Source organism: Nocardia sp. NPDC003345 (genome assembly GCF_053589395.1).
The window spans coordinates 1-17,392 of record NZ_JBSFRU010000112.1; the positions used below are offsets into that span (position 1 = coordinate 1).

A 17,392-nucleotide genomic window follows, 5' to 3' on the forward strand; every position below is an offset into this window, starting at 1 on the left:
GCGGGAAACGGCGGCCGCAGCCGGGGCTGTCCGCGGCGGCCCTCGAGGGAATCCAGCAGCGCCGTCTCCTCACCGCAGATATAGGCACCGGCTCCGGCGTGCACGATGAGTTCGAGATCGAAACCGGACCCCTGGATATCGCGGCCCAGTAGCCCGGCGGCATAGGCCTCGGCGACCGCGGCCTGCAGCCGCCGCAGCACCGGCACCACCTCACCGCGCAGATAGATGAACGCGTGCGCGGCGCGGATCGCGTAGGAGGCGATGATGACGCCTTCGATCAGGGCATGGGGGTCCGCCAGCAGCAGGGGGATGTCCTTGCAGGTACCCGGCTCGGATTCATCCGCGTTGACCACCAGATAGTGCGGTTTCACCGTGCCGTCCGGCTCCGCGCCCTGGGGGATGAACCCCCATTTCATCCCGGTCGGGAAACCGGCGCCGCCACGGCCGCGCAATCCGGCGTCCTTGACCGTGGCGATCACCTCATCGGGGGTCATCGCGAACGCGACGGGCAGCGCGGCGTAACCGCCGTGGGCCCGGTAGGTATCCAGGGTCCACGATTTCGGCAGGCCCCAGTGCTTGCTCAGAACGGGTGTCAGCGTCACGGCGTACCGCCCTCGGCGGAGTCGCCGGCCCCGGGTGCGCGCAGCCCCTGATCACGAGCGACGTCCAGACCCGCCAGCGTCGCCGCCCCGGGCTCCCCGTCCAGAACTCCGGGGCGGGTGTCCGGGAAACCGGCCAGCACCCGTGCCGTCTCCCGGAAGGTGCACAGCGGCGCACCCCGGGTGGGGGTGACCGTCTGCCCGGCGCGCAGCGCGTCCACCAGCGCCCGCGCCGACTCCGGGGTCTGGTTGTCGAAGAACTCCCAGTTCACCATCACGACCGGCGCGTAATCGCAGGCCGCGTTGCATTCGATGTGCTCGAGGGTCACCGCGCCGTCGGAGGTGGTGTCGCCGTGCCCGATGCCCAAATGCGAGCGCAGCGCGGCGAAGATCGCATCGCCGCCGAGTACCGCGCACAGGGTGTTGGTGCACACCCCGACGTGATAATCGCCGGTGGGGACGCGCCGGTACATGGAGTAGAAGGTGGCCACGGCGGTGACCTCGGCACCCGTGAGACCCAGCAGTCCGGCGCAGAACTCGATGCCGGTACTGCTGACATGTCCTTCCTCGGCCTGCACCAGATGCAGCAGCGGCAGCAGGGCCGACCGGGGCTGCGGGTAGCGGCCGATGATCTCTTTCGCGTCGGGCTCCAGCCGGGCCCGGACCTCGGCCGGGTACGGCTCCGGGCGAGTACTCAGGCGTAACAGGATCTCAGTCATGGTGGCTCCTCGGCATCGGTACATGCGGGCCGCGGAGGCCGTAGCGAAGGCGGAGGTATCGCATCAACGGTCCACACCACCCATCACGGGATCGATACTGGCGACGGCGGCGATCACATCGGCGACCATGCCGCCCTCGCACATGGCCGCCACGGCCTGCAGATTGGTGAACGAGGGGTCGCGGTAGTGCACGCGGTAGGGGCGGGTGCCGCCGTCGCTGACCATATGCACGCCGAGTTCGCCGCGGGGCGATTCCACCGCCTCGTAGACCTGCCCGGGTGGTACCCGCATCCCCTCGGTGACCAGCTTGAAATGGTGGATCAGGCCCTCCATCGAGGTGCCCATGATCTTGCCGATATGGCGCGGGGAGTTACCGAGACCGTCGTCGCCGAGGGTCAGATCGGCGGGCCAGGCGATCTTCTTGTCCGACACCATCACCGGCCCCGGCCGCAACCGGTCCAGGCACTGCTCCACGATCTTCAGCGATTCCTTCATCTCCTCGATCCGGATCAGGTACCGGCCGTAGCAGTCGCAGGTATCGGTCGTGGGGATCTCGAATTCGTAGGTGTCGTATCCGCAGTAGGGCATGGCCTTACGCAGATCATGGGGCAGGCCGGTGGACCGCAGCACCGGCCCGGTGACTCCGAGCGCGATACAACCGGTCAGATCGAGATAGCCGATGTCCTGGGTGCGGGCCTTGAAGATCGGATTGTGGGTGAGCAGATGTTCCATATCGCGCAGGCGCTTCGGCATCAGCTCGAGCAGTTCCCGCACCTTGGTGACGCCGTTGTCCGGGAGGTCCTGGGCGATACCGCCCGGCCGGACGAAGGCGTGATTCATCCGCAGTCCGGTGATGGTCTCGAAGACGTCGAGGATCAGTTCCCGTTCCCGGAACCCGAACAGCATGGGAGTGAGCGCACCCAGTTCCATACCGCCGGTGGCCAGGGCCACCAGATGAGAGGAGATGCGGTTGAGTTCCATCAGCAGCACCCGGATCACGGTGGCGCGTTCCGGAATATCGCCGGTGATGCCGAGCAGCCGCTCCACGGCGAGGCAGAAGGCGGTCTCGTTGAAGAACGGCGAGAGGTAGTCCATCCGGGTGACGAAGGTGACGCCCTGGGCCCAGGTACGGAATTCGAGGTTCTTCTCGATGCCGGTGTGCAGGTAGCCGATTCCGCAGCGGGCCTCCACCACGGTCTCGCCCTCGATCTCCAGGATGAGCCGGAGTACGCCGTGGGTGGACGGATGCTGCGGGCCCATATTGACGACGATGCGTTCCTCGCCCGCGCCCCGCAGGGCGTCGGCCACCTCGTCCCAGTCCTGGCCCGCGACGGTGATGGCGGGGGCGGTGGTCTCGTCGCGGTCGCCGCCGGGCGGCGGCGCGGGGTCCTCGTGGCCGGGCCCGCCGGAGAACCCGGGCCGGGTATCGATCTCGCTCATCAGCTGTATGCCCTCCGCTCATCGGGCGGCGGAATGCGCGCGCCCTTGTACTCGACCGGAATCCCGCCGAGCGGGTAGTCCTTGCGCTGCGGGTGACCGCGCCAGTCGTCGGGCATCGTGATGCGGGTCAGCGACGGATGCCCGTCGAAACGGATCCCGAAGAAGTCGTAGGTTTCCCGCTCGTGCCAATCGCAGGTCGGGTACACCCGGTACAGCGACGGAATATGCGGGTCGGAATCCGGGGCGGCCACCTCGAGCCGCACGCGGCGCCCGTGGGTGATGGAATTCAGGTGGTAGACGGCGCGCAGTTCACGGCCGGTGTCGTCCGGGTAGTGGACTCCGCTCACCCCGAGGCACAGTTCGAAACGCAGTGCCGGATCGTCGCGCAGCGCCCGGGCCACGGCCACCAGATGCGCACGCCGCACATACAGGGTGAGCTCACCGCGATCGACCACGATCCGCTCGATCGCGGCGTCGAACCCCGGACCGGACGCGAGGGCGCCGCGCAGGAGTTCGACTCCGTCGTCGAACCAGCTTCCGTAGGGCGGTGCGCTACCGCCGGGTAACGCGACCTCGTGTACCAGCCGGCCGTAACCGGAGGTATCGCCGCTGCCGGCGATACCGAACATTCCCCGCCGCACACCGATCACCTCGTCGTGCGGGCCCACCGGCTGTTCCGGTTCCACGGCCCGGCTGTCGGTGGATCCCGGACCGCTGGGTTCGCTGCGTTCGGCGCTGTTGGATTCGGGGCGTTCGACGCTCATCGCAGCAACCCCTCCATCCGGATCGTCGGTGTCGCCGCCAGCGCCGCCTGTTCGGCCGCGCGGATGGCCTCGGCCCGGTTGACGCCCATCGGGGTCTCCTGGATCTTGGCGTGCAGCGCCAGAATCGCGTTGAGCAGCATCTCGGGCCGCGGGGGACAGCCCGGCAGGTAGATATCCACCGGCACCACGTGATCCACGCCCTGCACGATGGCGTAGTTGTTGAACATCCCGCCCGAGGAGGCGCAGACGCCCATGGCCAGTACCCATTTGGGCTCGGTCATCTGGTCGTAGACCTGCCGCAGCACCGGCGCCATCTTCTGGCTGACCCGCCCGGCCACGATCATCAGATCGGCCTGGCGCGGGGAGGCGCGGAACACCTCCATGCCGAAACGCGCCGAGTCGAACCGGCCGCCACCGGTGGCCATCATCTCGATCGCGCAGCAGGCCAGGCCGAAGGTGGCCGGCCATACCGACCCCTTGCGCATGTACCCCGCCATGGCTTCGACCGTGCTGAGCACGAAACCACTCGGCAGTTTCTCTTCCAAACCCATGTCCGACTACTCCCTGGGTCTACGACCCGCACCGCGGCGCGGGTACGGCTGATCGGAGGTTCGCGGCTAGTCCCAGCTCAGGCCGCCGCGGCGCCATTCGTAGGCGTAGGCGACCGAGACGTTGACGATGAACAGTGCCATCGCCACCAGGCCGAACACCCCGAGCGCATCGATATGGACCGCCCACGGGTAGAGGAACACGATCTCGATATCGAAGATGATGAACAGCATCGCGGTGAGGTAGTACTTCACTGGGAAGCGTTGTCCGGTAATACTTCCCGCGCCACCGGCGGTCGCATGCGGGGTCGGTTCGATACCGCATTCGTAGGCCTGTAGTTTCGCGCGGTTGTAGCGTTTGGGGCCGATGAGGCCGGCGATCAGGATCGAGATCACCGCGAACGCGGCGCCGACCGCGCCGAGAACCAGTATCGGCAGTTCGGTGTTCACGACTGCGCTTCCCCTCCTTGCGAACTGGAACCCGGCGGTGGGTGCCGCCGGATCCCGCGAACGGGGCCGGGCGGTCGATGGGTACGGCCCGCGCCGCCGGATCGTCCCCGTGAATCGAGATGGGGCTGGGGGGAGTCGTCCGGTGTCGCGGGTTATATGTCATCTCCCGCGCTCATGTGAGCTACAGCACAGCCTACAACTGTTACGCCTGGGCCAACGCGGATTTACGAGCCGCTTTGATCGAATTCGGGACTGAGATTTATGAGCGAAAGAACGTAATCGAACTCACGCCGCCGACCGGCGCCGCAGCACCTCGACCACGATCGCGGTGAGCCGGAACGGGTCGATCGGATGGGCGGCGACCGCCTCGGCCCGCGACCAGTTCGCCAGCCACGCATCGTCGGCGCGGCCGGTGAGCACGATCAGCGGCGGGCAGTCGCCGATCTCGTCCTTGAGCTGTTTGGCCAGGCCCATCCCACCGACGGGGGCGGATTCGCCGTCCAGCACGGCGAGATCGGCGGCCCCGGCGTCCATCCGCTCCAATACCACGGGTGCGGTGGCCACTTCGAGGTACTCGAGCGGTGGTAGGTCGGGATGCGGACGGCGTCCCAACGCCGTCATCACCTGGTTCCGGGTGTCGGCGTCGTTGCTGTAAACCAGGACCCGCAGCGCGGCGGGAGGATTCGCATCGGCCACGTCCGCATGGTACGTCCGAGATCACCCGCTTCGTGGCACCTTGGCCGAGAAGGGCCCGCGGCCGTGTCGGTACGATGCCGGCGTGACGGAGGAGACGGTCGGCGAACTCATCGATACGGTCGCCTGGGTACTGATCGTGGAGGGCCGGATCCTGTGCGCCCGCCCCCGCGGTAAGGATGTGTTCTTCATCCCCGGCGGTAAGCGCGAACCCGGGGAAACCGATCGGCAGACACTGCTCCGGGAGGTGGCCGAGGAGCTCACCGTCGCGCTGGTTCCGGGCAGTGTGGAGCACGTGGGCGTCTACGAGGCGGTCGACGGCGCGGCGCGGGTCCGGATGAGCTGCTACCGGGCCGACTACCGGGGAACGCTGACCGCCAGTAGTGAGATCGACGAACTGGCCTGGTTCGGGTACGGCGACCGTCCCCATGTGCCGCCGGTGGACCGGCTGCTGTTCGACGAACTGCACGCCGCCGGGCTGCTGCCCTGAACGCCGCGGCGGCGGGGCCGTAGGTCCGGCCCCGCCATCGATCAGCTCTGCTTGGTGGTGAGATTCGGCCGCGTCGCCCGGTCGATGAGATGCTCGATCAGGCTGAGCAGCACATTCTTCGCGGAGACCCGATCGCGGGCGTCACACAGCATCACCGGGATGGCCGATTCCAGATCGAGCGCGTCGCGGACCTCGTCGATGGTGTATCGCGGTGCGCCGTCGAAACAGTTCACCGCGATCAGGAAGGGCAGGCCGCGCCGCTCGAAGTAATCGATGGCGGCGAAGGAATTGCCCAGCCGCCGGGTATCGGCCAGCACCACCGCGCCGAGAGCGCCACGCGCCAGTTCGTCCCAGAGGAACCAGAACCGGTCCTGCCCGGGAGTTCCGAACAGGTACAGCACCAGATCCTTGTCGATCGTGATACGGCCGAAATCGAGGGCGACGGTGGTCGTCGTCTTGGATTCGACACCGGACAGATCGTCGATCCCCGTACTGAGTTCGGTGATCATCTCCTCGGTGCGCAGCGGCGGGATCTCACTGATCGAGGCCACCATCGTGGTCTTGCCGACGCCGAAACCACCGGCGATGAGGACCTTGACCGACGCGGCAAGAGCCGGGGCCCCGGGGTCCATCCGGGTCGGGTCAAATTTTTCGGATTCCATCCAGTACCGCTCGCAATATGTTGAAGTCGCCGGGACCGGACTCCATCTGCACCGGAGCCCGGAAGATCAGATGGCCGTCACCGATCAGATCTCCGACGAGAATCTTGGTCACCGCCAGCGGCAGTTTCAAGGCGGCTGCCACCTCCGCCACGGTTTGTGCTTCTGTGCACAGGTGCACGATATCGATGTACTCGGGTTCACTGCGGCGCAACGGCGGGGCTCCCCGTGCTTTGACCACGACCGTGAGCATATCCAGATCGTGGCCCGCGCCCATGGTGCGGCCCCGGGTGATGGCGTACGGCCGCACCAGAGGTCCGGCGTCGTCGTCGTACCAGGGTTCCCGTGTACCGGTCATCGCGGTGCCGCTGTTCTCACGGTTGCGGTGTATCGGCCCCGGTTCCGCTGCGGGAACTGGTCGAGAGATGGCTGCCCACCCGCTGCACGGTCAGATTCATCTCGTAGGCGACCATGCCCAGGTTGGCGTCCGCGGCCGCCTGCACCGCGATGCAGGCGTTGTCGCCCGCGGAGGTGACGAACAGGACCGCCCGGTCCAGTTCGATCACCGCCTGCCGGACGTTCCCGCCTTCGAACCGGGCGCCCGCGCTGCGGGCCAGTCCGTGCAGGGTGGACGACATCGCCGCGAAGTGCTCGGCTTCGGTGCGATCCATTTTCGAGGAGTGGCCGAGCAGCATTCCGTCGGTGGAGAGTACGACCGCCAGCCGGACCCCCGCGAGTCGCTCGACGAGGTCGTCGAGCAGCCAGTTCAGATCACCTTGAGTGGAAGTGGACACTTAGCCTTCCTGTTCATCCGGGGACGCGCCGTCCGACATCGGGCTCCCGGAATCCGCGGCCGGCATGGGCCTGCGGCCCTGCCGGGTGCCGTTTTCGATCGCCGCCATCAGGTCTCGGGCCTGTTCGGCCGAGCGTGGCCGCGTCGTCGCGTCCTGCGTGGCTCCCGAATCTTCCGGTCGCGGTGCGACTTTAGCCTGCCTGGTACGGCGTGGTAAAGCCGGACGACCGTCGGGCAGCACTTCCGGTTCGGCGTCGGTCTCCACGGCACCGGCGGCGGGCGCCGCCGGCTCGGCGGGATCGGCCGCCGGGGGCGGGCTCGGCGCGGCCGGGGCGGGCTCGCCGGGAACCGGTCGTGGACGGTCCGCCACCAGGGTCGCGGTGGCCGCCGGCTCGCCCGCGGGATCGGTGCCACCCCCCGGACCCGGCTGGACGGCACGGGGCAGTCCGGTGAGCGGGGTGGTCTCCTCCGCGGGGTCGGTGAGCAGTCCCGCCGGGACGATGACCACGGCGCGGACGCCGCCGTACTCCGATTCCCACAGCCGTACCGAGATACCGTGGCGGCCCGCGAGCTGCGCGACGACGAAGATGCCGAGGCGGGAATCGCTCTGCAGCGACGCGACCTCGAAATTCGGTGGGCTGTCCAGGAGGTCGTTGAGTCGTTCGCGGGTGTCCGCCGGAATACCCATGCCCTGGTCGGTGATCTCCACGGCCACGCCTTTGCCGATCACCGAACCGGTGACCTGCACTCGCGACTGCGGTGGCGAGAACGAGGTGGCGTTGTCGACGAGTTCGGCGAGCAGGTGGATCAGATCGCCCACCGCGCTGCCGGCGACCCGCATCTCGGGCAGCCGGGCCAGGCGCACCCGGGTGTAGTCCTGGGTTTCGCCGACGGCGCTGCGCACGAGGTCCACCAGGGGCACGGGCGCCCGCCACTGCCGCCCGGGTTTGCCGCCGCCGAGCACGGTGAGGTTCTCGGCGTTGCGGCGTTCGCGGGTGGCGAGATGGTCGAGTTTGAAGAGGATGTCCAGCATGGCCGGATCCTCTTCGCGCCGCTCGGCCTCGTCGAGGATTTCCAGCTGCTTGTGGACGACGATCTGGCTACGGTGCGCGATATTCAGGAAGATCGACTTGACGCCCTCCTGAGTACGGGCCTCGGTGACCGCGGCGGTGACGGCCACCGCGTGCGCGTGCTCGAAGGCGGTGGCCACCGCGCCCAGTTCGTCGCGGCCGAAGTCCAGCTTCGCGGCGGCGTCGGATTCGTCGATGTCCTGGCCGGAGCGCAGGCGGGCGAGCATATCGGGCAGGCGTTCGTCGGCCAGGGCCAAGGTGTGGTCGCGCAGCCGGACCAGCCGGTGGATGAACCGGTTGGCCAGGACCAGCGAGACGCCGAACGCGGCCGCGGAGATCACCAGCACGGCGAGTCCGATGAGCAGCGACTGGGTGGTGGTACGTGCGGCCGCGTCCAGCGAGGTCTGCTGCATGACCTCGTTCTGCTCGTCCCACACTTCGAGCATCTCGTGATTGACATGATCGGCCGCGGCCTGCCACGACGCGAGTTGCGCGGGTGGCAGGGGCGCCGAGCTGTCGGCGGATTCCGTACCGGGCGCGCTACGGGCGATCAAGGTGTTCTCGGTGCGTACCAGTTGCTGCCACTGCGGGCTGCCGAGCAGATCACGCAACCGCCCGGCGGGCTCGGCGTCCAGTTCGGCGGCCATCAGGGCCGTTTCGGTGTGATAGAAGCCGGTCTGCTGGATGTACTCGTCGGGCAGGGCCACCGGTTTGCCGGTCCGCAGCGCCGCTCCGGCCAGGCCGTGACTGCGGGAGGTCGCTTCGAGTAGATGCATGATGCGGGTCGAGAGGGCGAGCTGGGTGGCCGCCTCCGCGTCCGGTGCGAAGGAGCGCGAGAGATGCGCGCCCACCGCCAGCGCGTCCAGGAGACGCGCGTAGAAGGTGTAGGCATCGCCGGGCGATACCGTCCGGGCATCGACCGCGGTGCGGATATTGCCGAGTTGCTGGATCAGGGTGGCGAAGGAGCCGACATCGTCGGATATCTCGTCCGGTTGCAGCTCTCGCAGCTGCTGTGCCGAATCGACCAGCCCGCGCAGGGCCTGTTCACTGTTGGGCCGCACAGCGGCCAGCGCGGCCGCCGCCTCCGGGTCACCCGATAAATAGGTGAGGGTCAGGCGGCGCTCGTTCTGGACGATCTCGTACACCGTACGGGTGGGTCCGGAGGCTTCCCGCATCGCTTCGGTCACCTGGCGGTCGTGCTGTCCCTGGTCTATCAGATAGCCCGTCGCACCCACACCGACCACCAACAGGGTGAGGCTCGGGATGAGTGCGATGGCCAGGATCCGGGCGCGGACACCGAGCCTCGCTCTGAACATCGCCACAAAGTAGCCGCTGAGCGCCCGAAGTGCACATCGAATCCCATTGAACAGGACTCCTTTTGACACCGAGTCGGTAATGTGACGTCGGATGGGTGCCCGCGGTCACCGCGGATGGGTAGATTCTGTTGCGACCTCGTGTTATGCCGACAGGTGGGAGCTACGATGCCCGTCCCGGATACCGCCGTATTCGCCCGGCTGTCCGATCTGGCCGCGATAGACGATCCCGGAGCCCGGTCCGCGGCCGGGATCGCCGAAGTGTTCACCGGCCGGCCTCTGGGCACCGTACCGGTCGGGACCACCGAGGATGTCGCCGCGGCCGTCGGCCGGGCCCGCGCCGCGCAGCGGCAGTGGGCCGAGCGGCCGGCCGCCGAAAGGGCCCGGGTCCTGCACCGGTTCCGTTCGGCGGTCGTCGAACACCGTGCCGCCCTGATGGATGTGATCCAGGCCGAGACCGGGAAGGCGCGCTGGGCGGCCCAGGAGGAGGTCATGGGGCTCATGTTCGCGGCGCGATATTTCGCGCGTATCGCGCCCGCGCTCCTGGACGACCGCCGGGTGCCCGGCGCGTTCCCGGTGCTGAACCGGGCGAGCGTGGGTGCGCGCCCGGTGGGTGTGGTCGCGGTGATCGCGCCGTGGAACTACCCGCTGGTGCTCTCGCTCGGCGATGCGATTCCGGCACTGCTGGCGGGAAACGCGGTGGTGCTGAAACCGGACAGCCGGACACCGTTCTCCGCACTGGCCGGTGCGGAGCTGCTGTACCGGGCGGGGCTGCCGCGGGATCTGCTGGCCGTGGTGCCCGGCCCGGGGCCGGTGGTCGGGGCGGCGATGGTGGACACCTGCGATTACCTGATGTTCACCGGATCCTCGTCCACCGGCCGCGTACTGGCCCGGCAGTGCGGCGAACGGCTGATCGGATTCTCCGCCGAACTGGGCGGCAAGAATCCGATGATCGTCGCGGCGGGCGCGAATATCGCCCGCGCCGCCCGCGCGGCGGTCCGGGCCTGCTTCTCCAATGCCGGACAGCTCTGTATCTCCATCGAACGGATCTACGTGCAGCGCGCGGTCGCCGAGGAGTTCACCGCGGCCCTGGTGGCCGCCGTCGAGGCCGCGGAACTGGGTGCCGCCTACGATAATTCGGCCGATATCGGATCACTGATCTCCGAGGACCAATTGCGGACGGTCGGCGGCCACCTCGCCGATGCGGTGGAACGAGGCGCCGAGATCCGCACCGGCGGCAGACCCCGGCCCGATATCGGTCCGCTGTTCTTCGAACCGACCGTGCTCACCGGGGTCACCGACGAGATGATCTGCGGTCGCACGGAAACCTTCGGTCCGCTGGTCGCGGTGTACCCGGTGGATACGGTGGACGAGGCGGTGGCGGCCGCCAACGACAGCGAGTACGGGCTGAACGCCAGTGTCTGGGCACGCAGTCCCGCCGAGGGCGAGCTGATCGCCCGGCGCCTGCGGACCGGGACCGTCTGCGTGAACGAGGGCTACGCCCCGGCCTGGGGCAGTACCGCCGCGCCGATGGGCGGAATGGGGCAGTCCGGGGTGGGGCGCCGGCACGGCCCGCACGGGCTACTGAAGTTCACCGAGCCCCAGACGGTGGTGACCACTCGCTTCCTGAACCTGGACCCGCCGCCGCTGATCCCACCGGAGCTGTGGCAGCGGATCCTGATGGGTATCGCGCGCGGCCTGCGGTTCTGGCCCGGCCGATGAACGCGCGGTATCAGTTCCCCACGCCGCGGCCGCGCCGCCGGGCGTCGAGCGCGGCGGACTCGGCGGCGCTGAGGCGGCGCGCCCGCAGCAGGAAGGTCGCCGAGGGCTCGGGCGTGGTGCCGCCGGGTTCCGCGGAGGGAGCGGGCCCGAGATCGGGGGGAACATCGACGGTCAGGTGCTCACGATGGAAACGGGTATAGGCCTGCTCGCTCATCCAGAGTTCGGTGTGCCAGGCGAGCCGTCCGAACAGGGTGTCCCCCTCCGCGGCGCGGAAATCGCGGATCGGCAGCCATTTCGGGCTCGGATCACCGGGGCCGTGGTGGGGAAGGTAGAGCAGAATCGGGCCGTGGTGCTCGATCAACTCGCGTAACGCGTTGCGGGCCCGATCGGTGACCGCCACCCGGTCGCTGCGATAGGCCATCAGCAGCCCCGTGCCGTGCCGCGGCCGGCCGGCGGCAACAACGAACAGATCCGATGAGACATCTCGCTCCCTCGTCTCGGTATGCCGAGCGGGCGCCCGCCGCGGCGTCCGGTGTGCGGGCTGCCGCGGCCCCGGTTCCGGGGTGGCTTGTTCGCCGGCATTCTTGCGAACACATTCTTGCGTATTGAGATCGAGGGAGCGAGAGGGTGGGCCGCATAGGGCGAAAAGCGTTGTGATATATGAACGATGCGACGCCGTCCGGTGTTCCCGCGGCCGCGAGCCGCCGGGAACACCGGCGCCTCCACCACTATTTGCGGATGAAGATCCCGGCGATATCGGCGCGCTCGATCGGGGTGTCGGTATTGGCCTGCACACTGCACAGGCCGTCCACCGCGGCCATCGACAGATCGACGTTGGTGCCGGTGGGTTCGCGGCCGAGTTGCTCTTCGAGGAACTTCGTGATGGTGACCCGCTTGGTCTTCTGGTCCTGCTGAACATATTCGCGGCACGGGGTATCGCCACCCTTGTTGAGTGCCTGTTCGATCTCGGTACAACCGGCCAGTGCCAGCGCGGCGGCGGCGATCATCAGGCCGGTCCGGGCTTTCGTGGCGTTCATGACATTCCTCCTGGTCGGCTCGGGGGGCGCGGTGCCCGCCCGGCGCGAACCACTGTATGGGCCGGGGCGAGGCGGGTGCGCCTGCCCGGCCGGTATTCCCGTTCTGCGCGGTCGCTATCGGAGGGGTATGCAGGAGAGGTGACATCACCAGGTGGATTCCGCTTCGGAGTCAATATGACGGTCCCGCAGTCCCGCGACGACTGGGTGCGCAAGTGTCGCCGCGCCGAGGAACTCGGGTACGACGTCATCGGGGTGGCCGATCATCTCGGGATCGTGCCGCCGTTTCCCGCGCTGGTGCTGGCCGCCGAGAACACCGAGCGGGTGCGATTGAACACATTCGTGCTCAACGCCGGTTTCTACAATCCGGTGCTGCTGGCCCGTGAAGTCGCCGGTACCGATCGGTTCGTCTCCGGGAGGCTGGAACTGGGACTGGGGGCCGGCTATGTCCGGGAGGAGTTCGATACCGCGGGTATACCCTTCGGTACCGCCGGGCAGCGGGTCGACCATCTGGAAGAGACGGTACGGACCCTGCGCACCACGCTGGCGGATTCCGGCTACCGGCCGAGCCCGGCGCAACCCGGTGGCCCGCCGCTGCTCATAGCGGGCTGGGGCGATCGGGTGCTGACCCTGGCCGCCCGGTACGCGTCGGTGGTGGGGTTCACCGGTGCCGCGACCACGGGGTCGGGTGCGCTGCGCCTGGCCGGGCCCGAGGCGATCGACGAACGGGTGGCCTTCGCGCGCGCGGCGATGGGGGATCGGGCCCCGGAGGTCGAGCTGAACGTGCTGGTGCAGAAGGTGGTGCCGTCGCGGGGGCGCGCGGAGTTCCTGGAGGCGTACCGGTCGGTGCTGGATCCGGAGGTGCTGGGGGTCGTCGACGAGTTGCCCACGATCCTGATCGGTAGCGCCCCGGAGATCGCCCGACGGCTGCGCGCCCATCGCGAACGGTTCGGCTTCGGCTACATCACCGTCCTCGAGGCCGATCTGGAGACGTTCGCGGAGGTTATCGCCGAACTGCGCTGACCGGCTTCCCGGCCGTGCCGTGCGGGCGGATCAGCGTTCGCGGCCGAGAATCCGGTCGAGGTTGTCGAGGACCGAGTCGACGAGAACGTTCGCCGAGGTTCCGAGCAGGGCGCCGCGTTTGTCGAGCTGGCCGTCGAGGCGGAGTGAGGCCATACCGTGGCCGAGGGCCCAGATCGTGATGGTGACCGATTGGGCGCGTTCGGGTTCGAGCGTCCCCGCGGTGACACAGTCGCGAACTGCCTCGGCGAGCACGTCGAACGCGGCCTCGCCGGCGGCGCGGGTGTCCGGATGTTTGTCCGGTTGTGACAGCTCGGGCCGGAACATCAGCCGGAAATAGCCGGGCTGGTCCTGGGCGAATCGAATATAGCTGTGGCAGATGGCGACCAGGGCCTCGTCCGGTGCGGCGGCCGCGGTGCGCGCGGCGGTGAGTTGTCCGGCGAGCAAGCGGAATCCCTGTGTGGCCAGGTCGGCGAGCAGGGCCGCGCGGTCGGCGAAATGGTGATAGGGGGCGCCCGGACTGACTCCGGCTTCCCGGGCGACCCGCCGCAGGCTCACCGCGGCGATGCCCTCGGTCTCGATGAGCCGCAGGCTGGCCGCGAGCAACTCGTCGCGCAGCGCGCCGTGGTGGTAGGAGGTCCGGGTCACCTACCGAGCGTATGCGAGTTCCCGAATTCGGCGAAGCGGGCCCTGGACAGCAAATCTATACGGTGCTTAGATTATCTGAGCGGCGTTCAGATGGACGTCGCCCGAACAGGACAGGTGAATATGAGCACACGGGTACTCGTCACCGGCGCTACCGGATTCGTCGCCGGGCATGTCATCACCGAACTACTGGGGCAGGGATACGCGGTACGCGCGACGGTGCGCGATCTCGCCGCGACCGCCGCGCGGGCCCATCTGATCGAATGCGCCGCCCGCATCGGTGGCGATCTGGAATTCGCCGGGGCCGATCTGGGGCACGACACCGGCTGGGCCGAGGCGGTCGCCGGCTGCGCCGCGATTCTGCACGTCGCCTCGCCGTTTCCCGCGGCACCGCCCGCGGACGACGGGGAACTGATCCGCACGGCCGTCGACGGGACGCTGCGGGTTCTGCGGGCCGCCGCCGACGAGCCGGGAGTGCGGCGGGTGGTGCTGACCTCCTCCATCGCCGCCGTCGCGCACGGGCATCGTGATTCGGCTCCGCGGACGGAGTCGGATTGGACGGTGATCGAGCGAAGTGCGGCGTATCAGCGCAGCAAGACGCTCGCCGAACGGGCTGCCTGGGAGTACGTGGCATCGCTGCCCGCGGCGCGCGAGCTCGCGCTCGTCGTGCTGAACCCGGGAATGGTGCTGGGTCCGGTGCTGTCACGGGCGACGAGTACCTCCCATGAACCGATTCGCCGGCTGCTGGCCCGGGAGGTGCCCGGAGTGCCCCGGGTGGGGTGGTCGGTGGTGGACGTCCGGGACCTCGCGGTGGCGCATCGGCTGGCTCTGGAGACGCCGGAGGCGGCAGGTAAGCGGTATATCTGCGCGGGCGACCCTGTGTGGATGCGGGATATGGCAAGGATGCTGGCCGAGGCGTACGGCCCGCGTGGGGTGCGGATCGTCACCCGCCCGATACCGGACATCTTGGTCCGGGTGGCCGCGCTGGTGGACCCCGGCCTCCGGCTGACCGTGCCGGATCTCGGCCGGGTCGAGCGCGTGGTCGCCGATCGGGCCCGTCGGGAGCTGGGCTGGACGATGCGGCCGGTCCGCGACGCCGTCCTCGATACGGCGGAGAGCCTGCTGCGGCACGGTGTGGTCCGCCCGCCGCGCGGAGCGGAACCGGCGCTCGCGACGGCCGGCGCGTGAGGGGGCCGGGATGCTGGTCACGATGATCGCGGTCACGGTGGCGGCGCTGGTGCGCCGGTTCCGGAGCCGGGAACGGGATCGGCCGGTCCGGCCGGGCCCGGAGGGTGTGGTGGGTCCGGAACGGCGCCGGGTGCGCAGGCCGGCGGGTCCGGTGGTACTGCCGCTGGGGCTCGGGGTATGTGGTGCCGGGGTGGTGACGGCGGCGCTGGTGCTGTGCTGAGGTCCGCGGGTCCGGTTCCGGCGGTTCCGCCGTCGCGGACCGGACCGCACGGCAGTATCGGGTACTCTCGGTTACACCTAAGGGTGCGTCCGTCGTGATTCCCCGGCGACGGCCCCGGCACGAGAGCAGACGAGGAACGCAATGACGCGGCATGTCGACGTACTGATCATCGGAGCCGGACTGTCCGGTATCGATGTGGCCTGCCACCTGGAGAAGGAGAACACCGGGCGCAGCTACGCGATCCTGGAGCGCCGGACGGCCGTCGGCGGTACCTGGGACCTGTTCCGCTATCCCGGTATCCGGTCCGACTCCGATATGTACTCCTTCGGCTACGGCTTCCGGCCCTGGCGCGGTACGAAGATGCTCGCCGACGGTGCCTCGATCCGGCGCTATATCGAGGACACCGCCGACGAATACGGCGTCACCTCGAACATCCGCTTCGGGCGCAGGGTCGTCTCGGCGAGCTGGTCCACCCCGGACAATCGGTGGACGGTGCGGGTGGTCGAGGAGGCCACCGGCGCCGAGGAGATCTGGACCAGCACATTCCTCGTCGGCTGTACGGGCTACTACGACTACGACAACGGCTATCGTCCCGAGTTCCCCGGGGAATCGGATTTCGCCGGGCGGATCGTGCACCCGCAGCATTGGCCCGACGACCTGGACTACCGCGGTAAGAAGGTCGTGGTGATCGGCAGCGGCGCCACCGCCATCACGCTGGTGCCGTCGATGGTCGACGACGCCGAGCACGTCACCATGCTGCAGCGCTCGCCCACCTATATCGCCTCCATTCCCGCCGACGATCCGGTCGCGGTGGGTCTGACGAAGGTGGGCTCCCCGGCCGGGCTCACCTACCGGGTGGGCCGTGCCCGCAATATCGCGGTCCAGCAGGCCAGCTACCAGCTGTCGCGCAAACAACCCGGGCTCGCCCGCAAGATGTTCCTGAACTGGGTGCGCGCCGCGGTCGGCCCCGGGGTCGATATGCGGCATTTCAGTCCCTCCTACGCGCCGTGGGATCAGCGGCTGTGCGTGGTGCCGGGCGGCGACCTGTTCAAGGCGCTGCGCCGCGGCCGGGCCTCGGTGGTGACCGACAGCATCGACACCTTCACAGAGAAGGGGGTGCGTGTCGGTTCCGGCGCCGAGATCGAGGCCGATATCGTCGTGACCGCGACCGGCCTCTCCATCCAGATCCTGGGTGGCGCCGTGCTCGATATCGACGGTGAACCGGTGGTGACCCGGGACCGGGTGATGTACAAGGGCGCACTGCTGGACGGGGTGCCCAACGCCTTGATGGTGCTCGGTTACACCAATGCCTCGTGGACATTGAAGGCCGACCTCGCCGCCGAATACTTCTGCCGGGTGCTGAACCGGATGCGCGACAAGGGATACGCACGTTTCGAGGTGCACGCCGAGCCCGGGGACCGCTCCGAGATGTCGGTCATGGGTGGCGCGCTGACCTCCGGCTATATCAAGCGCGGTGACGCGGTGATGCCGCGTCAGGGCACCGGCGGCCCCTGGAAAGTGGTGAACAGCTACTTCCGGGACCGCGCCTACCTGCGCCGGAGCCCGATCGAGGACGGCATCCTGACCTTCACCGACCGCGCCGGGAGCCGGACGACCGGTGCGCGCGGTGCGCGGTCCGCGGCGGGCACCCCGGGCCTCGGGTCTCGTCCGGCCTGACGGGAAACCGCCGCCCGGACCACGCCGGTGCCGGCGGCGGGTGACGGCCCGCGGCGCTGGGTAGGTTTGTCGTATGACCGATCGGTTGGTGATCGTCGGCGGTGACGCCACCGGGATGTCCGCGGCCGCACAGGCGCGGCGGTACCGGGAAGCGGGCGACCTCGAGATCGTGGTGTTCGAACGAGGTCATCACACCTCGTACTCCGCGTGCGGAATCCCGTACTGGGTGGGCGGGCAGGTCGGGCATCGTGATGATCTGATCGCCCGTACCCCGGAGGAACATCGCGCCCGCAAGATCGATGTGCGATTGCGCCACGAGGTGGTCGAACTCGATATCGCCGGGCGCCG

At 68.8% G+C, this 17,392-nt stretch carries 20 protein-coding genes and 1 pseudogene; 7 read left to right on the plus strand and 14 right to left on the minus strand.

The features are described 5' to 3' along the window. From ACWDU1_RS14910 to ACWDU1_RS14940, 7 genes and pseudogenes are all read right to left on the minus strand, one after another. Window positions 1-602: pseudogene (locus ACWDU1_RS14910) on the minus strand (NADH-quinone oxidoreductase subunit F); the annotation flags it as partial. Continuing rightward, window positions 599-1,318, minus strand: a complete 720-nt coding sequence (gene nuoE / locus ACWDU1_RS14915; RefSeq protein ID WP_449998837.1) for an NADH-quinone oxidoreductase subunit NuoE — start codon at window positions 1,316-1,318, stop codon at window positions 599-601. The pseudogene ACWDU1_RS14910 and the gene nuoE, both read right to left, overlap by 4 nt. Window positions 1,319-1,381: 63 nt before the next feature. Continuing rightward, window positions 1,382-2,758, minus strand: coding sequence for an NADH-quinone oxidoreductase subunit D (locus ACWDU1_RS14920; RefSeq protein ID WP_449998838.1), 1,377 nt, complete (start codon window positions 2,756-2,758; stop codon window positions 1,382-1,384). Further along, a complete protein-coding gene (locus ACWDU1_RS14925; protein ID WP_449998839.1) occupies window positions 2,758-3,522 on the minus strand; it encodes an NADH-quinone oxidoreductase subunit C in 765 nt (254 codons plus the stop codon). Before ACWDU1_RS14925 ends, ACWDU1_RS14920 begins: the two co-directional genes overlap by 1 nt. Continuing rightward, the gene (locus tag ACWDU1_RS14930) at window positions 3,519-4,073 is read right to left on the minus strand and encodes a NuoB/complex I 20 kDa subunit family protein (RefSeq protein ID WP_449998841.1); all 555 of its coding nucleotides are present in this window, start codon (window positions 4,071-4,073) and stop codon (window positions 3,519-3,521) included. The genes ACWDU1_RS14925 and ACWDU1_RS14930 overlap by 4 nt, the downstream gene beginning before the upstream one ends. A 66-nt stretch (window positions 4,074-4,139) precedes the next feature. Continuing rightward, window positions 4,140-4,520 carry an NADH-quinone oxidoreductase subunit A gene (locus ACWDU1_RS14935; RefSeq protein WP_449998842.1) on the minus strand — a complete coding sequence of 127 codons (381 nt, stop codon included), beginning with the start codon at window positions 4,518-4,520 and terminating at the stop codon, window positions 4,140-4,142. Window positions 4,521-4,805: 285 nt separating this feature from the next. Continuing rightward, window positions 4,806-5,216, minus strand: coding sequence for an Rv3143 family two-component system response regulator (locus tag ACWDU1_RS14940; protein WP_449998843.1), 411 nt, complete (start codon window positions 5,214-5,216; stop codon window positions 4,806-4,808). An 82-nt stretch (window positions 5,217-5,298) separates the two neighbouring features. On the opposite strand from ACWDU1_RS14940, the gene ACWDU1_RS14945 reads away from it, so the two are divergent. Further along, on the plus strand, window positions 5,299-5,703 hold the full coding sequence (locus ACWDU1_RS14945; RefSeq protein ID WP_449998845.1) for an NUDIX hydrolase: 405 nt from the start codon (window positions 5,299-5,301) through the stop codon (window positions 5,701-5,703). 41 nt (window positions 5,704-5,744) lie between these two features. Here the strand turns inward: ACWDU1_RS14945 and ACWDU1_RS14950 are convergent, their stop codons facing one another. Genes ACWDU1_RS14950 through ACWDU1_RS14965 form a run of 4 tightly spaced genes read right to left on the minus strand, consistent with a single transcriptional unit; the run spans window position 5,745 to window position 9,541 of the window. Beyond that, window positions 5,745-6,365, minus strand: coding sequence for a GTP-binding protein (locus ACWDU1_RS14950; RefSeq protein WP_449998846.1), 621 nt, complete (start codon window positions 6,363-6,365; stop codon window positions 5,745-5,747). After that, window positions 6,346-6,720: a DUF742 domain-containing protein gene (locus ACWDU1_RS14955; RefSeq protein ID WP_449998847.1), complete on the minus strand. Its 375-nt coding sequence runs from the start codon at window positions 6,718-6,720 to the stop codon at window positions 6,346-6,348. The genes ACWDU1_RS14950 and ACWDU1_RS14955 overlap by 20 nt, the downstream gene beginning before the upstream one ends. Window positions 6,721-6,736: 16 nt before the next feature. Beyond that, window positions 6,737-7,156, minus strand: a complete 420-nt coding sequence (locus tag ACWDU1_RS14960; protein WP_357427986.1) for a roadblock/LC7 domain-containing protein — start codon at window positions 7,154-7,156, stop codon at window positions 6,737-6,739. Further along, complete coding sequence (locus ACWDU1_RS14965; protein WP_449998849.1) at window positions 7,157-9,541, minus strand: sensor histidine kinase; 2,385 nt, start codon at window positions 9,539-9,541, stop codon at window positions 7,157-7,159. It lies immediately after the preceding gene. Between the two features lie 165 nt (window positions 9,542-9,706). Here ACWDU1_RS14965 and ACWDU1_RS14970 point away from each other — a divergent pair, with 165 nt between their 5' ends. Further along, entirely contained in the window at window positions 9,707-11,260 is a 1,554-nt protein-coding gene (locus ACWDU1_RS14970; RefSeq protein ID WP_449998852.1) for a succinic semialdehyde dehydrogenase, read from the plus strand. A gap of 10 nt (window positions 11,261-11,270) precedes the next feature. On the opposite strand, the gene ACWDU1_RS14975 is transcribed toward ACWDU1_RS14970, so the two are convergent. Then, window positions 11,271-11,681 (minus strand): DUF779 domain-containing protein, encoded by a 411-nt coding sequence (locus tag ACWDU1_RS14975; protein WP_449998853.1) that lies wholly within the window; start codon window positions 11,679-11,681, stop codon window positions 11,271-11,273. A gap of 307 nt (window positions 11,682-11,988) precedes the next feature. Beyond that, the gene (locus ACWDU1_RS14980; protein WP_449998855.1) at window positions 11,989-12,297 is read right to left on the minus strand and encodes a hypothetical protein; all 309 of its coding nucleotides are present in this window, start codon (window positions 12,295-12,297) and stop codon (window positions 11,989-11,991) included. A 138-nt stretch (window positions 12,298-12,435) separates the two neighbouring features. Here ACWDU1_RS14980 and ACWDU1_RS14985 point away from each other — a divergent pair, with 138 nt between their 5' ends. Further along, on the plus strand, window positions 12,436-13,317 hold the full coding sequence (locus ACWDU1_RS14985; protein WP_449998856.1) for a TIGR03621 family F420-dependent LLM class oxidoreductase: 882 nt from the start codon (window positions 12,436-12,438) through the stop codon (window positions 13,315-13,317). A gap of 30 nt (window positions 13,318-13,347) precedes the next feature. Here the strand turns inward: ACWDU1_RS14985 and ACWDU1_RS14990 are convergent, their stop codons facing one another. After that, complete coding sequence (locus tag ACWDU1_RS14990; RefSeq protein WP_449998858.1) at window positions 13,348-13,962, minus strand: TetR/AcrR family transcriptional regulator; 615 nt, start codon at window positions 13,960-13,962, stop codon at window positions 13,348-13,350. Window positions 13,963-14,082: 120 nt separating this feature from the next. Between ACWDU1_RS14990 and ACWDU1_RS14995 the strand changes: the two genes are divergently transcribed. The 4 genes from ACWDU1_RS14995 to ACWDU1_RS15010 all read left to right on the plus strand — a co-directional run. After that, complete coding sequence (locus tag ACWDU1_RS14995; protein WP_449998859.1) at window positions 14,083-15,147, plus strand: NAD-dependent epimerase/dehydratase family protein; 1,065 nt, start codon at window positions 14,083-14,085, stop codon at window positions 15,145-15,147. A gap of 10 nt (window positions 15,148-15,157) precedes the next feature. After that, window positions 15,158-15,367, plus strand: coding sequence for a hypothetical protein (locus ACWDU1_RS15000; RefSeq protein WP_449998861.1), 210 nt, complete (start codon window positions 15,158-15,160; stop codon window positions 15,365-15,367). A 141-nt stretch (window positions 15,368-15,508) separates the two neighbouring features. Then, a complete protein-coding gene (locus tag ACWDU1_RS15005; protein WP_449998863.1) occupies window positions 15,509-17,044 on the plus strand; it encodes a flavin-containing monooxygenase in 1,536 nt (511 codons plus the stop codon). A 73-nt stretch (window positions 17,045-17,117) separates the two neighbouring features. Beyond that, window positions 17,118-17,392: FAD-dependent oxidoreductase (locus tag ACWDU1_RS15010; RefSeq protein ID WP_449998865.1), on the plus strand; the 275-nt coding region annotated here is incomplete at its 3' end.

What these genes read in the sequence shown, in the direction of transcription:
- nuoE (WP_449998837.1), bottom strand. Translation starts at nt 1,318, where the DNA reads ATGACTGAGATCCTGTTACGCCTGAGTACTCGCCCGGAGCCGTACCCG.
- ACWDU1_RS14920 (WP_449998838.1), bottom strand. Translation starts at nt 2,758, where the DNA reads ATGAGCGAGATCGATACCCGGCCCGGGTTCTCCGGCGGGCCCGGCCAC.
- ACWDU1_RS14925 (WP_449998839.1), bottom strand. Translation starts at nt 3,522, where the DNA reads ATGAGCGTCGAACGCCCCGAATCCAACAGCGCCGAACGCAGCGAACCC.
- ACWDU1_RS14930 (WP_449998841.1), bottom strand. Translation starts at nt 4,073, where the DNA reads ATGGGTTTGGAAGAGAAACTGCCGAGTGGTTTCGTGCTCAGCACGGTC.
- ACWDU1_RS14950 (WP_449998846.1), bottom strand. Translation starts at nt 6,365, where the DNA reads ATGGAATCCGAAAAATTTGACCCGACCCGGATGGACCCCGGGGCCCCG.
- ACWDU1_RS14955 (WP_449998847.1), bottom strand. Translation starts at nt 6,720, where the DNA reads ATGACCGGTACACGGGAACCCTGGTACGACGACGACGCCGGACCTCTG.
- ACWDU1_RS14965 (WP_449998849.1), bottom strand. Translation starts at nt 9,541, where the DNA reads ATGTTCAGAGCGAGGCTCGGTGTCCGCGCCCGGATCCTGGCCATCGCA.
- ACWDU1_RS14970 (WP_449998852.1), top strand. Translation starts at nt 9,707, where the DNA reads ATGCCCGTCCCGGATACCGCCGTATTCGCCCGGCTGTCCGATCTGGCC.
- ACWDU1_RS14975 (WP_449998853.1), bottom strand. Translation starts at nt 11,681, where the DNA reads ATGGCCTATCGCAGCGACCGGGTGGCGGTCACCGATCGGGCCCGCAAC.
- ACWDU1_RS14980 (WP_449998855.1), bottom strand. Translation starts at nt 12,297, where the DNA reads ATGAACGCCACGAAAGCCCGGACCGGCCTGATGATCGCCGCCGCCGCG.
- ACWDU1_RS14995 (WP_449998859.1), top strand. Translation starts at nt 14,083, where the DNA reads ATGAGCACACGGGTACTCGTCACCGGCGCTACCGGATTCGTCGCCGGG.
- ACWDU1_RS15000 (WP_449998861.1), top strand. Translation starts at nt 15,158, where the DNA reads ATGCTGGTCACGATGATCGCGGTCACGGTGGCGGCGCTGGTGCGCCGG.
- ACWDU1_RS15005 (WP_449998863.1), top strand. Translation starts at nt 15,509, where the DNA reads ATGACGCGGCATGTCGACGTACTGATCATCGGAGCCGGACTGTCCGGT.